The sequence below is a fragment of the Actinoplanes octamycinicus genome, from assembly GCF_014205225.1.
GTDB lineage: Bacteria > Actinomycetota > Actinomycetes > Mycobacteriales > Micromonosporaceae > Actinoplanes > Actinoplanes octamycinicus.
Map to the genome: position 1 here is coordinate 6,970,514 of NZ_JACHNB010000001.1, position 13,313 is coordinate 6,983,826.

The 13,313-nt window shown below is 72.2% G+C and carries 8 protein-coding genes; 5 read left to right on the plus strand and 3 right to left on the minus strand.

Features of this window, described 5'->3' with window-relative positions:
• Nucleotides 1-93 precede the first annotated feature (93 nt).
• Complete coding sequence (locus tag BJY16_RS31255; RefSeq protein ID WP_185043125.1) at nt 94-990, minus strand: PrsW family intramembrane metalloprotease; 897 nt, start codon at nt 988-990, stop codon at nt 94-96.
• 418 nt (nt 991-1,408) lie between these two features.
• Here BJY16_RS31255 and BJY16_RS31260 point away from each other — a divergent pair, with 418 nt between their 5' ends.
• From BJY16_RS31260 to BJY16_RS31270, 3 genes are all read left to right on the plus strand, one after another.
• Nucleotides 1,409-2,395 carry a 4a-hydroxytetrahydrobiopterin dehydratase gene (locus tag BJY16_RS31260; RefSeq protein WP_185043126.1) on the plus strand — a complete coding sequence of 329 codons (987 nt, stop codon included), beginning with the start codon at nt 1,409-1,411 and terminating at the stop codon, nt 2,393-2,395.
• A 316-nt stretch (nt 2,396-2,711) separates the two neighbouring features.
• Nucleotides 2,712-3,761, plus strand: a complete 1,050-nt coding sequence (locus BJY16_RS31265) for a response regulator transcription factor (protein WP_239177275.1) — start codon at nt 2,712-2,714, stop codon at nt 3,759-3,761.
• Between the two features lie 67 nt (nt 3,762-3,828).
• Nucleotides 3,829-4,860, plus strand: coding sequence for a helix-turn-helix transcriptional regulator (locus BJY16_RS31270; RefSeq protein WP_185043128.1), 1,032 nt, complete (start codon nt 3,829-3,831; stop codon nt 4,858-4,860).
• A gap of 115 nt (nt 4,861-4,975) precedes the next feature.
• Here the strand turns inward: BJY16_RS31270 and BJY16_RS31275 are convergent, their stop codons facing one another.
• On the minus strand, nt 4,976-5,113 hold the full coding sequence (locus BJY16_RS31275) for a hypothetical protein (protein WP_185043129.1): 138 nt from the start codon (nt 5,111-5,113) through the stop codon (nt 4,976-4,978).
• Nucleotides 5,114-5,387: 274 nt separating this feature from the next.
• Here BJY16_RS31275 and BJY16_RS31280 point away from each other — a divergent pair, with 274 nt between their 5' ends.
• Both BJY16_RS31280 and BJY16_RS31285 read left to right on the plus strand, forming a co-directional pair.
• On the plus strand, nt 5,388-6,929 hold the full coding sequence (locus BJY16_RS31280) for a methyl-accepting chemotaxis protein (RefSeq protein ID WP_185043130.1): 1,542 nt from the start codon (nt 5,388-5,390) through the stop codon (nt 6,927-6,929).
• Nucleotides 6,930-7,078: 149 nt separating this feature from the next.
• Nucleotides 7,079-7,816 (plus strand): 4'-phosphopantetheinyl transferase family protein, encoded by a 738-nt coding sequence (locus BJY16_RS31285; protein WP_185043131.1) that lies wholly within the window; start codon nt 7,079-7,081, stop codon nt 7,814-7,816.
• On the opposite strand, the gene BJY16_RS31290 is transcribed toward BJY16_RS31285, so the two are convergent.
• A complete protein-coding gene (locus BJY16_RS31290; protein ID WP_185043132.1) occupies nt 7,797-13,307 on the minus strand; it encodes an ATP-binding protein in 5,511 nt (1,836 codons plus the stop codon). The genes BJY16_RS31285 and BJY16_RS31290 overlap by 20 nt on opposite strands.
• Nucleotides 13,308-13,313 lie beyond the last annotated feature (6 nt).

Sequence of the window (13,313 nt, forward strand, 5' to 3'; positions counted from 1 at the left end):
CTCGGTCTCCTCGCTGGGCGTGCGGTCCAGCGGTGGGTATGTCGGCAGCCGGTCCAGGGTCGGCGTCAGCTCGAGGTCGTCCAGATGGCCTTCTCAGCGTCCGGCGCCGTGCCACGACGGTGGGACGGGGATCGGCGGGGCGACACGCTCGAACCGAGCCGACCGGCGCCACAGGACGACCAGCCAGGCGACCCCAGTGATCGAGATGATCGCCAGGCCGGCCCATTGCATACTGGAGAACAGATTGACCTGCTCCGTGCTGGGCTCGACCAACCAGCCCTGCCACGACGGGACCAGCCGCTCACCGTCGGTCAGCAGCATGGTCAGGTACACCGCGAAGCTGTCCATCGAATCCCACAGACCGTGCAGGACGGACACCCCGAGGTACGCCAGGAGCAGCTTGCCGGTGATGGCGATACGACCGTGCCGCGAGGTGGCGAACAGTACACCGCCCAGAATGGCGGTCCAGAGGCCGTGTCCCACCGGCGCCAGAAGGCCCCGGATCAACTCGGTCTGCACCAGCTGGACGATGGACAACCCGTCGACGGTGAAGAGCGCGGTGAAGGCATAACCGGCGGACTCGAAGGCGGCGAAGCCGAATCCGACGGCCGCACCGAGGACCATCCCGTCGTGCGGCGACCGAGTTCGCAGATGACGGGTCAGCACCATCAACGCGGCTAGTTTCACCGCTTCCTCGATCAGCCCCACGCCGAAGAACAACCACGGCGACGGGTGCAGCAGGAACGCCTCGAGCACCGATGCGCCGAGTACACCCAGGACACCACCGGCGAGGAAGGTCGAGAACACCAGGCCCGCGGTGAGTTCGCCGGTGTCCCGGCGTTCGAACGCCCAGGCGACGAAGGTCACCGGCACGAGGAAGCTGCCGAGCAGGACGAGGGTGGGGACCAGATTCGCGTTGCCGGTGAGAAACGTGACCACCACCGTGACCAGCCAGAGCGCCAGGCCGACGAGAAAGATGCGCAGCCACATCCGGCGTGCCCGCAGCGGAACCCCCGCCTGGTCACGTATGACCTCGACCACCACAGACCTCCTGTCAGCTACGACCGATCGCGGGGACGCACCATGCGCTCCGTCGGAGGGTGTGATCGCCCGGGACCGCGCCACCTCCGGTATCTCAGGATTACCGTGTCCGGCGGTCAACGTCGATTGGCATCATTGCCAATGCGACCGCCGGAACCTGTGCTCCGCGGTCCGCGTTCGTCGTCGCCGAGCAGGGTGAGACCGATGCTCCGGTGCTCGAACCGAACACGCGGCTTGGTGCAGCGCGAAGGCCACCGGCTGACCGGTGGAACTGTCACTTCGGACACCGGTTCGCCCGGCCGCCGGTCCACGGCACGAATTCCGGAGACATCGTGCGTGGACACCCGAAGCTTGGGAGGGTTACGGCATGGCTAAGCAGATGGAAGGCGACAACCGCAAGCGACGCGCTCTGGCCAAAGCGGCCTCGAAGAAAGGGCACCGGGCCGGCGAGGCCGGTGTCAGCCTGGGCTCCTCGAAGCAGCGGCACCATGCCGAGCATGCCGAGCGCAAGGACCAGGACGGGCCTCCTCCGGAGGGGGCGAAGAAGCCCGGGCCGCGGGCGCCTCGACCGCAGGAACCACCGGAGCCGGAACCGAATTGGCCGCGCCGGCCTCCGCCGACGGGCGACACCTCCCCGGACACGGGAGCGCTGCGGCTGCGCTACCGGGAACTGGTGACGGCCGCGGCGGAGCAGGTCCGGGTGGACTTCGACACCGCGCGGGAGGCCGGCCAGGCCACGGTCTCGGTATTGGCCCGCCTGTTGGACGACGAGGACCGCCGACGGCTGCTCGACGTGGTGCCGGCCCAGCTGACCGACGGGCAGGACGTCAGCACTCCCCTCCCGGGAAGGAACGCGATCAGCTTCGTCGAAGAGGTGAGCGGACTGCTGGGCTGCCCGCCGGAACAGAGCCGGATGAGGGTTCAGGCCGTGCTCGGCGCCATCACCGCACAGGACCGAGACGTCCTGGGCTCACTTCACCTGCCGGATGAGCTTGCGGAGCTGGCCCGGCCGCCGCAGCCGGGCGGTGGCTTGGTCGGGCCGGACGGGCACACCGCCGCGCTCGACGAGGAGGAAGTCCAGGCGGCGCTGCGGCGGCTGCCGGACTGGACCGGCGACTCGCGGGCGCTCACCCGCACCCTGGTGCTCCCACCGGATCAGTTGGAGCGGGTGCTGCTTCGATTAGACCGGCTCAAACAGGAGTTGGGCCGCGGGCCGCGGATCAGTCGTCCCGACGAGTCGACCGCGCAGTTGGTGGTCAGAACCAGCAACGCCGGCGCAGTCACCGCGCTCGACGTCGATCTCGCAGTCCGGGTCGACGAGACGATCGCTGAAGGAGACGCCGGTCTCGCGTGACCCTTCACGGCCGCGTAGCCCGCGGTCGCACGCTCGCCTCGTGGCGGGGTCTGCGCAGGACGGGTAGACGGCGCCTCCCCGGTCGAGGATGGCCTTTGCTCGGAGCAGACCGGGCATCCGTTCACCTCCATCCGACAATCCGACGACGCGGATTGGCAGATCTGCCAATCCGCTTCGGTTGCGAGGGTTTGCCGGTTTTTGGACGGGTACGCCGCGTTCGCATCGCCGGTCCCGGCGTTGCCACCGGTCCCGGCATGAGCTCGGCGCCACCCGTTGCCGGCGTGAGGAGGTGAGCGCCGTGACCGAGTTGCTGGCGGTGGCGTTGGAGCTCGCGGAAGAGATCAACCGGGTGACACCGGCCGGCGACGATCCGGCAGCGGACCTGTCATTCATGTGGGATCCGTTGAATCGGCTCGTTCCGCTCGCAGCCGGGTGGATCGGCACGCTGGACAAAGATCAGCGCGGCTACACCACCGTCACCTCCGTCGGCCACGATCCGGTGAGCCGCGGGTACATGGAATCGGAGGAGCTGACGGAGCTGAGGAAGGAGTTCGGTCTGCTGCGGCGCCGCCGGCCCTTGCGCCTGCAGGACGCTCCGCCGCACACGGTGGAGCTGCCGTGCTGGTCCGAGCACTGGTGGCCGGCGGGATACCGCGAAGGCCTCGCCGTCCCGCTCGTCACTCCGGACGGCCGCCACCTGGGCGTGCTCGGACTGCATACGGACACCGTCAGCCAGCCGACCGTCGAGGCCCGGGACGCGATAGGGGCGCTCGCACGCACGGTCACCGCCGTTCTGGACCCGATGAACTCGTTGGCCGGGCTGGCGCGGCTGATCCACGGCGCAACCGCCGCCGTCGTCGTCGACTGCCGAGGCGCCCTCACCCCGCTGCCCGGGATGGCCACCGATCCACTGCTCACCCGATGTCCGGACCTGGTGCCTGCGGCGGTCGACGGTTTGACCGATCGGGTGGAATACACGGCGTTCCTCTGCCCGGTCCGGGCGGACGACGGCCGGGAACGCTACGTCCGGGTCACCGGCCTCGCCTGCCCGCCCGGCACGTCGGACGACTTCGTGGGGCTCGTGGTGATCTCTCCCCCCGATGACCTCTGCGCTCTGACGCTCCGGGAGCTGGTCGTTCTCGGCCTGGTGATCGAAGGGCACGCCAACCAGGGCATCGCCGCCCGATTGTTCATCACCGCCCGGACCGCCGCGGCTCACCTCGAACACATCAGGGCGAAGTTGCGTGCACCTACGCGTACCGCCGCCGCGATGCTGGCGATGCGCCGTGGTCTGTACATTCCGTACCGGCTCATCGACGTACGGACGGGCACGTCCCGTGCGGTGACGGTCAGCGCCGGACGGTGATCATGCCGGGCCGTTTCAGGATGAGTAGGCTGAATATGAATCAAGCCGCCGCGAACAGGATCCGACGGTGCTAGACCTGCCACCACACGCCGCCGAGGTCGCCGCGGAGGTGACCGCGCTGGCGGACCTGCCGGCGAGCCCCGCGGAGCGCGCGGAGGCGATCCTGGACCCGCTTCGCCGGGTGGTTCCGTTCCAAGCAGTCCGGGTCGCACTGCTTGATCCTGGGGCGCGTCGGCACGACCTGTTGAGCTGCCATGGGTACGACGACCGCATCCGCGCCCACATGGTCACCTCGGAGGACTACGACGAGATCGAGTCGCTGGGCCTGCACGGGACCACGCCGCTACGTGTCCACGACTTTCCGGTCCCCGCGGAGGAGATCCGCAGCTGGGTGGAACTGTTCCGGCCCGCCGGATTCCTGGAGGGTGTGGGCGTCGGTCTGGTCACCCGCGAGGGCCGGCAGGTCGGGTTGCTGGGACTCAACACCGACAGTCCCGCACACCCCAGCCCGGCCGCATGCAACCTGGTGCGACTGCTGGCCCCCACCATCGCGTACGCGGTGGATCCGCTCCGGTCACTCGCGGTGCTGGCCCGGATCGTCCGCGGGATGGCCGCGGCGACGGTGCTCACCCGCTCAGGCGGGACGCTGCCCCTTCCCGGGCTGCCCACGCATCCACTGCTGCAGGCCAACTCGGCCGTCCTCCGGGTGGCGGTCGCGCACCTCGGCGGAACACCGGACTACGCCACCTTCCTGGCACCGTACGACGGTCCGTCCGCCGAAGCCGGACATGTCCGGATCACTCTGTTCGGATGCGACAGTCGGACCCCGCGTCACCTGCGGGCTGTCGTGGCGGTGAGCCCGCCCGGCGACCTGCATGGACTGACCGGAACCGAACTGGAGATCCTGGGCTTACTCGTCGATGGTGCGGCAGCGGTGTCCGTCGCCGCTGCCAGGCGCATCCCGCTCCGGGCCGTCGCGGGTCACCTCGAACACATCCGGCTCAAGCTCGCCGTCCCGGACCAGATCACGGCCGCCCTGCGCGCCGCGCGGGAGGGCCTCTACGTCCCGGCCGCGCTGTCCGCCGTCACTCGGCTGTAGGCGCCTCCGGCCAGGCCCCACCAGCACAAGCCAGGGATGCGCACTCTGCGGCGCATCCCCAGGCCGGGAGCAGCGGCGCGCCCAGCGGCAGCGGCACACGGGCGAAAGCGGACGATCAGCGCGCGGTACGGCCGGGCCAGAAACGGCCCGCGTTTGCCCGGGCGCCGGCCGCAGCGAGCCCCAGGCCGGCCAGCATCACGATCGTCGTCGCGGCGAACAGCAATTGTTCCCGCCGCCGGATCCACCACCGCATGGCGTTCCTCCCTGCTCCCCGGCCATCGCGTGCGGAAGCTCCTGCACCGGTGGCGGTCCGGGCGGCCGATGATGTCCAGGACTTTCCGGACGTGTCCCTACGGACACCGACCCGCCCGGCCACCGTCACCGGCCAGCGGGGCCGTTTACCAGCACTCCCCTGGCAACCGGCCTGCACTCAGCGTCGCGTGGTGACGGGTCGAACGGGACCATGACGCGGGCCAACTGTCTCGCTCCGGCCGCGCCAGACGCGGGCGCCACGGAAGGAGTTGGGGATGGCTTGGTTCGGTCGTCGGCAGCAACTACAGGTTGTCCGCCCGGTACCACGCGATGTCGAGGCGCTGGAGCGGGTCATCGAGGTGCTGGCGGGTGGTGCGGCATCAGTGCAGGACGGCCGGGCCAAGATCACCAGCACTCTGGTGAGCGTCCTCGGCCTGGACTACGGGGCGTTGTGGAGCCGTAACGAGCGCGGCGGGTACACGCTCACCTTCGAGACCGGTGCCATCGGCCCCGCCTTGCGCGCGGCCATCGGTGGGACGGACACGCTGACATCGGCGGACGGTCTGCTCGGGGCAGCCGTCGCCAGCCAGCAGGCGATCACTCTGAGCGAGACGCCGCAGGCTGGCAGCTCGTGCCTGCGGTGGCAGGCTGCACACCGGGCCGGCATGGTCGAGGCCGCGACGGTCCCGATCGTGCACGACGGCAAGGTGGCCGGGGTCCTCGAGTTCTACGGCCGGCAGCCGCTGCCCGCCTTCGCCAGCGACAAGTGGGCGGCGATCACTCGCATCGCCGTGCTCACCGGCTTGCACGCCGTCGCTGCCTCCGAGCTGCGGGAGACCCTCAGCGACCGGGCTGCGGTCACGACGGTGGTCGCCGAGGTCGGTGAGGCGCTCGACCAGCAGTCGGCGATCCGGACCGCGCTCGACCGGGTCCGTACCGCGTTCGGCTGGGCGTACGGCTCGTACTGGGCGCTCGACGAGGCCGAGCAGGTCCTGCGCTTCAACTGTGAGTCCGGATCGGCCGGCGAGGAGTTCCGCAAGGTCACCCTGGCTGCCTCGTTCGCCGAAGGGGTCGGCCTGTCCGGGCGGGCGTGGCGGGCCCGGGACCTGGTCTTCGTTCATGACCTGGCCGAGGTGACCGACTGCGTCCGGGCACCCGCGGCGCAGCGGGCGGGCGTGCGCTCCGGGGTGTGTTTTCCGATCATGGACGGCCGCACCGTCATCGGCACGATGGATTTCTTCACCACCGAAAGCATCCAGCTCAGCGACTCCCGGGCCGCCGCGCTGCGCAATGTGCAGCAATTGGTGTCGCAGCGGATGTCGGTGCTGCGCCGGGTCGAGAGCGACGCCGCGAAAGCACGCCAGTTGCTCGACACCGTCGCCGAGCTGCGGGCCGCGTCCGAGGATGCCGGCCGGGTCGCCGCGCTGGCCGCGAGCGGATCCCAGACGATGACCACCGAGGTTCAGGCCCTCTCCCACGCTTCTGCGGCGGTCGGCGACGTCATCAAGATCATTTCGTCGATCGCCGAACAGACGAACCTGCTGGCGCTCAACGCGACGATCGAGGCCGCGCGCGCCGGCGAGGTCGGTAAGGGCTTCGCCGTCGTCGCCAGTGAAGTGAAGGATCTCGCCCGGGAAACCGCCGAGGCCACCCAGAAGGTCACCGAGCAGATCGCCGGCATCCAGAACTCCAGCCGCGCAGTCGCCGAGGGCATCCACACCTCCAGCGACACCATCGGGCAGCTCGACGCGGTCCAAGCCCGGATGAACCAGGTGCTGCAACGCCAGGCCGAGATGGCAGCCGCATTCCGATCGTGACCGGCAGTCGGCGGGCGCGAAGCAGCCGCACCCGCCGGACTTCCCGCTGACCGGCGAACCAGCCCACGGCGCCGCGGTGTCCTTGAGGGCTGGGCGACCACCTCGGCCGGGCACTGTCGGCGCCCGGCCGGTGGGCGCAGAATGACTTCATGGAGGCTCCGCGCTGGCTGGCCGTGGGCGAGGCCGACCTGCCGGCCGGCACCGGCTGGCTGAGCCCGGCCGAGCAGGCCCGCGCTGCCGGGCTGCGCTATCGCAAGCGGCACGACGAGTTCCTGCTGCGCCGCCTGGTCGCCAAGCACACCGTCGCGGCGCTGCTGGGACGCCCGGCCGACCCGCCGGAGCTGGCCGCCATCGAGGTCGGCAACGCACCCAGCGGCGCGCCGGTCGTCCGGGTCGACGGCGTCCCGCTCGGCGTCGACGTGTCGATCTCGGACCGGGCCGGCTGGGCGATCTGCATGGCCGGACCCGCTGTCGGCTGCGACCTGGAGCTGGTCGAGCCGCGCACCCCCGGGTTCGTCCAGGACTTCCTCACCGAGGCGGAACAGCGGCTGGTCACCGGCCTGCCCTCGGGCGACGCGCGGGACGCGGCGGCCAACCTGATCTGGTCGGCCAAGGAGAGCGCGCTCAAGGTGCTGCAGTCCGGCTTGCGCCGGGACACCCGCGAGGTCGAGGTGACGGTGCCGGATCCGCCGGGCACCGGGTGGGCTCCGCTTTCGGTACGCGAGACCGGCGGTCCCGACTTCCCCGGCTGGTGGCGCCGCTACGGGTCGTTCCTGGTCACCGTGGTCGGCAGGGTGGCCGGCCCGAAGCCGATCGCGCTGGCGACCCCGGACCGGCTGGCGACGGCGTCACCCCGGCACTCCTGGCTCACCCGGCCGCTGCGCTGAGGCCGCGCTCCACCGCGTCGATCAGGTAGGGCCGCAGCTCGGCCGCGGGGATGATGCGGTCCACCGAGCCCACGGCCACCGCCCGCCGCACGGTGTGCACGGCGTCGAACTCGTCGGCGACCTGGCCGAGCTGGGCCGACCGGACCGCCGCGGTGATCTCGGCCAGGTGGGCCCGCCGCTTGCCGGCCTCGCTCCCGCCGGCCGCACGCAGTCGCTCGGCGGCCTCCCGTACCCGGGGGTCCTGGTCGGTGCGGTGTCGCACCTCGCGGGCGAACACGGTGGCCGCGGCCGGCGCCCCGCCGATCACCGAGGCGAACGATCCCTCGACCGCGGCGATCTCCATCCGTTCGTTGAGCCGCTTGGAGAAGACCACGAACGCGCCGCCGTGGTAGCGGGAGACCACCACGAACACCACCGGGCCGCGGAAGTTGGTGACCGCCCGGCCGATCTCCGCGCCGTATTCCAGCTGCCAGCGCCGCATCGACTCGGGCGAGCCGTCGAAACCGGAGAGGTTGGCCAGCACGACGAGCGGGCGGTTGCCGCTGGCCGCGTTGATCGCCCGGGCGAGTTTGCGCGACGACTGCGGGAACAGCGTGCCGGACGTCCACGCCGCTGGGCCGCCGGCCGGCACGAACCCGCGGCGCGGCACCGGGTGCGACTCGATGCCGAGCAGGCAGACGGGGATCCCACCGAGGTGCGCGTCCCAGACGATGCCGGTCTCGGCGCCGCGCCAGTGCGCCCAGCGTTCCAGCGGCTCGGCGTCGGTGTCGGCGACCGCGCGCAGCACCGAGCGCATGTCGAAGGGCTTCTTGCGCTCCGGGTTGCGCCCGGCGGAGAAGATGTCGCCGACCGTGCGCAGATCGGAATCGGGCAGCCCGCGGTGCGGCGCGGTGCGCACGTCGCGATCGGCCGGGTCCGTGGTGTGCCGCCGGCGCGGGCCGGACTCCCCCGGCACCACGTACGTGTGCTCGTAGTGCCGCAGCAGGATCTCGCACGCCTGGGCCAGGTCCGCGGCCCAGTACTGGGCCTGCCCGTTCGGTCCCATGATCCGGTCGAAGCCGCCGATGCCGAAGTTGTCCTCGGCCGACACGCCGCCGGAGAAGTCGAGGGCCTGCTTGCCGGTCAGCACCATCGCGCTGGCCGGCGTCATGATCAGGATGCCTCGGGTGTGCATCAGCATGGTCGCCTCGGCGTTCCAGTACGGCTGGGCGCCCACGTTGATCCCGGTGACGACGACGTTCACCTCGCCACCGGCCTGGGTGAACTCGATCAGCCGGCGGAGCACCGCGGCGATCCAGTCCATGTTCTCGGTGCCGCTGTCCATCGCGATCCGGGCGCCGGAGGAGAGCGCGAACCACTCCACCGGCAGTCCACGACGCTCGGCGAGGTCGAGGGCGGCGATGATCCGCCGGCACTCCGGTTCGGCCAGGTTGCCCAGTCCCCGAGTCGGGTCGCCGAGCACGATCACCCGCTCCATGCCCTCCGGCACCTTCGTGGTGTCGCTGGCCAGCACGCCGGTCACGATGTTCGCCGTGTTCAACCCGTAGGGCCGGGACACCGCGGCCAGCCTGCTCTCCTGGTCCAGGTCGTATTCGGTGAACCGGCCGTGCGGGAACCGGGCGACCGCGCCCACCGGGGGGGTCAGCATCCGGACGATCTCGTACGGATAAGGCGCTCCCAGCCGCCGGGCCCGCAGCAGCTTCTGCCGGTACGGTGTCAGCGGCCGGATCGCCTCCCGTCCGGGCGGCCGTTCCCGGACGGTGACGTCGTTGCCGAACGCCTCGACGTGCAGCACCGTGTCCCGGCCCTCGGGCAGCCGCACCCGCAGCACCACCTTGTCCAGCCCGGCGCCCGCGGACAGCGGAGTCAGCGACCGGGCCAGTCCGGGCCAGGCCGCGGGTGTCAGGTCCCACGGCGGCTGCACGTAGAGCACCAGCCGGCTGACCGGCCGCTGCCGCTCGGGCAGCGCCGCCCGGGCGGCCCGGATCGCGGAGAGGCTGAGCAGACCGATCAGCTCGAGACGCGGGTACCGCGCGGAACCGTCCGCGTCCCGGGCCACGGTCAGGTCACGCACCTCGGCCAGGGCGAACAGGCGATGATCGGCCGGGTTGTCGTGGGCCACCGCGTCGAACAGGTAGACGTCCTCGGCCTCCGACGGCAACCGGCGCAGCCGGAAATTGCCCAGCCGCCACAGTTCCAGCCGAGCGGCGAACATCGGGTGCAGGTTCCGGTAACGCGGGTCCTCGGTGAGGCCTGCGTCGCCCGGCCGGTAGCTGACATTGACCCGTCGGCCGTCCGCGCCGGTCACGGCGACGTTCAGCCCGCGCAGCCCGGGGCCGGGGCCGGTCTCGGCCAGCATCTTGTCCAGCTCGGCGACCACCTCGTCCTCGCCGCTGTCCGGCTCGTCCCGCCAGGCGGCCACGTCGAGCACCGCCGGTTCCGGGTCGGCGACCCGGTCGGCGACGACCGCGCGGGCCAGCCGGGGCAGGTCGGCGACCGGCAGGAACGCGGTGATCAGCCGGTAGCCCTCGGAGCAGTCCGCCACGCACACCTGGTGGCCGCCCACCTCGGCGAAGCGGAGCCCGGTGAGCTGGGCGACCCGGTAGTAGCGGCGGGTGAAGACCTCCAGCAACGCCTGGTGCAGGGCCGGATCGGCGTGGTCCCGCCACGCGTGGACCAGCGTGCCGTGCAGCGGCTGCGGGCAGGCGATCAGGCCGGCCACCCGCTCGGCCCGGTCGGCGCGTCCCGGCTCGGCGTGCAACGCGTCGAGGTGCTCCCGGGCGCGGGTGTACTCCTCGGCCACCGCGGCCGCCAGCAGCGGCTCGTCGACGAACCGGAACCGGACCTCGCGGACCAGGTCGGCGACCACCGGCCGGTGGCTGCGGGTGGCCGCGGCCAGCCGGTCCAGCCGGGCCCGGGTGTCGTCATCGGTCAGCGGCACCAGCGCGGCCCGGTGGTGCAGGCGGCGGTCCAGGATGGCCAGCACGGCCGGGACGACCTCGTCGACGCGGTGCAGCGAACGGGCCAGCAGCACCATCGCCTGATCCAGCGCCGGGGTGCGGGCCAGGCCGTCCACCCGGTAGCGGCGCAGCGCCCGGGTCAGGCGTTCCCGGTAGTCGAAGGGCAGGCCGGCCCGGTCCGCGTCGAGCCACTGCAGGTAGGCGTTCAAGTGCTCGCGGCCGCTGCCGGCCGCCGCCGGGTCGTCCGGGTCGGCGTCGGCGGACTCCCGCGGCTGGTACAGCGCGCCGATGTCGGCGAACAGGTCGATCAGGCCGTCCTCGCAGCGCAGCAGGCCCGGGTCGGCCGGTGGCGAGACTTCGCCGAGCCGGCGCTGCCGGGTCAGCATCTCGCGCAGCGTGGCCGGATCCAGGTCGTAGCCGAGCAGGTAGCCGCGCAACGCCTGGTAGACGCGGTCGCACGGCGGGGTGCCCGGGGGCGGGGCCGCGGTCAGCCCGGTCAGCTGCACGGTGGCGGCATCGCCGCTGGTCCGGGTCTCCGAAGCGGTTATCCGTACGATCGCCGCGCCCGCCTCGACCTGGGCGTTCTCGGCGACCTCGACGGCCACGACGGTGCCGCCGAACGGCGCGGCCAGCGTCGACTCCATCTTCATGCTCTCCAGAACCGCGACCGGCTGCCCGGCCACCACGGTGTCACCGGGCGCCACCCGCAGCGCCACCACGAACGCCGGGCCGGCGCAGCGGACCACGCCTCCGTCGTCGCGGGACACGGTGTGCGCGATCCCGTCCAGGTCGACCCGGATGGTGGCGCCCTCCACCGTGGTCAGGCAGCGGTGGGTACGCCCGGCGACGGTCACCCGGTTCTCCGGACCGCCCTGACCGGCCAGGCCCAGGTCGGCCGCGCCGTCCGCCGCCACCACCCGGTAGGTGACCGGGCCGGTGCGGTAGACGTGCAGGTCGTACCGGTGTCCGCGGTAGGTGAGCCGGCACCGGTGCCCGGTCCCGGGCGGCGCCTCGACGCCACCGCGGGCGGCCCGGGCGAGGAAGGCGACCCGCTCGTCGGCCTCGTCGGCGTCGTAGGCGGTGACCGCGGCGACCAGCAGCGCCACCGGGTCAGCGGCGGGCAGGTGCCCGCCCGCGCCGGTCAGCCGGTCCAGCCAGTGGTTGTCGAAGTCGCCGGCGCGCACCTGCGGCCGGTCGAGCAGGTGGAGCAGGAACGACCGGTTGGTGGTGCCGCCCTCGATCACCGCGGTGGTCTGGGCCAGGGCCCGCCGCAGCCGGGACAGCGCCTCGGTCCGGTCGGCGCCCCAGGCGACGATCTTCGCGATCATCGAGTCGAAGTCCGCCGGGATCCGGTCGCCCTCGCGCACCCCGCTGTCCACCCGGATGCCGCTGCCGGCCGGCAGGACGAGCCGGGCCAGCCGTCCCGGCGCCGGGGCGAAGTCGTTCTCCGGGTCCTCGGCGCAGAGCCGGGCCTCCACGGCGTGCCCGCGCACCGGCGGCGGGTTCCCGGTCAGCCGGCCGCCCGACGCCACGTGCAGCTGCAATTTCACCAGGTCCAGCCCGGTGGTCGCCTCGGTGACCGGATGCTCCACCTGCAGCCGGGTGTTGACCTCCATGAACAGGAAGTGCCCGGTGTCCGGGTCGACCAGGAACTCCACCGTGCCCGCGCCGAGGTAGCCGGTCGCCGTCACGACCCGCACCGCCGCGTCGCGGATGGCCTCCTCAGTGCCCGGGTTCAGGACGGTCGACGCGGATTCCTCGATCACCTTCTGGTGCCGGCGCTGCAGGGTGCAGTCGCGCACCCCGACCGCCCAGGCCGTGCCGTAGGAGTCCGCGATCACCTGCACCTCGACGTGCCGGGCGGCCGGGACGAGGCGTTCCAGGAAGACCGTCGGGTCGCCGAAGGCCAGCGCGGCCTCGTCACGGGCGGAACGGAGCGCGACCGCCAGGTCCGCCTCGGCCCGGATCAGCCGGATGCCGCGGCCGCCCCCGCCGGCGGCCGCCTTGAGCACCAGCGAGTAGCCGAGCCGGGTCGCGTGCCCGCGCGCCTGGTCCAGGTTCTCCACCGGTTCGCCACTCCACGGCACCACCGGCACGTGCGCGCTCTGTGCCAGGCGTTTCGCGGCCACCTTGTCGCCGAGCAGCCGGATGGTGGCGGCGGAGGGGCCGACGAAGGTGATGCCGGCCTGCTCGCAGCGTTCGGCGAAGGACGCGCGTTCGGCGAGGAACCCCCAGCCCACCCAGACCGTGTCCGCACCGGCCGCCTGCACGGCGGCCAGCACCGCGGGCTCGTCCAGGTAGGCCGATTGCCGGTGCCCGGAGTCCGGGTCGAGGTAGGTGGCCGGGCCGAGCGCGACGGCCTCGTCCGCCTCCCGGACGAACCAGGCGTGCTCGTCCGGGTCGGTCCAGAGGGCGATCGTGGTGATCGGCGGCCGGTCGCCGGCCCGGTTGAGCTCCTGCACCGCGGTCAGTGCCCGGATCGCGGCCTCGCCTCGGTTGACGATCGCCAACCGGTGGATGGTTGCGGGCATGGCGTC

Bases quoted from the DNA above. Each gene is read 5' to 3' on its own strand.
- BJY16_RS31255 (WP_185043125.1), bottom strand. From the start codon at position 990: ATGTGGCTGCGCATCTTTCTCGTCGGCCTGGCGCTCTGGCTGGTCACG.
- BJY16_RS31260 (WP_185043126.1), top strand. From the start codon at position 1,409: ATGGCTAAGCAGATGGAAGGCGACAACCGCAAGCGACGCGCTCTGGCC.
- BJY16_RS31275 (WP_185043129.1), bottom strand. From the start codon at position 5,113: ATGCGGTGGTGGATCCGGCGGCGGGAACAATTGCTGTTCGCCGCGACG.
- BJY16_RS31280 (WP_185043130.1), top strand. From the start codon at position 5,388: ATGGCTTGGTTCGGTCGTCGGCAGCAACTACAGGTTGTCCGCCCGGTA.
- BJY16_RS31285 (WP_185043131.1), top strand. From the start codon at position 7,079: ATGGAGGCTCCGCGCTGGCTGGCCGTGGGCGAGGCCGACCTGCCGGCC.
- BJY16_RS31290 (WP_185043132.1), bottom strand. From the start codon at position 13,307: ATGCCCGCAACCATCCACCGGTTGGCGATCGTCAACCGAGGCGAGGCC.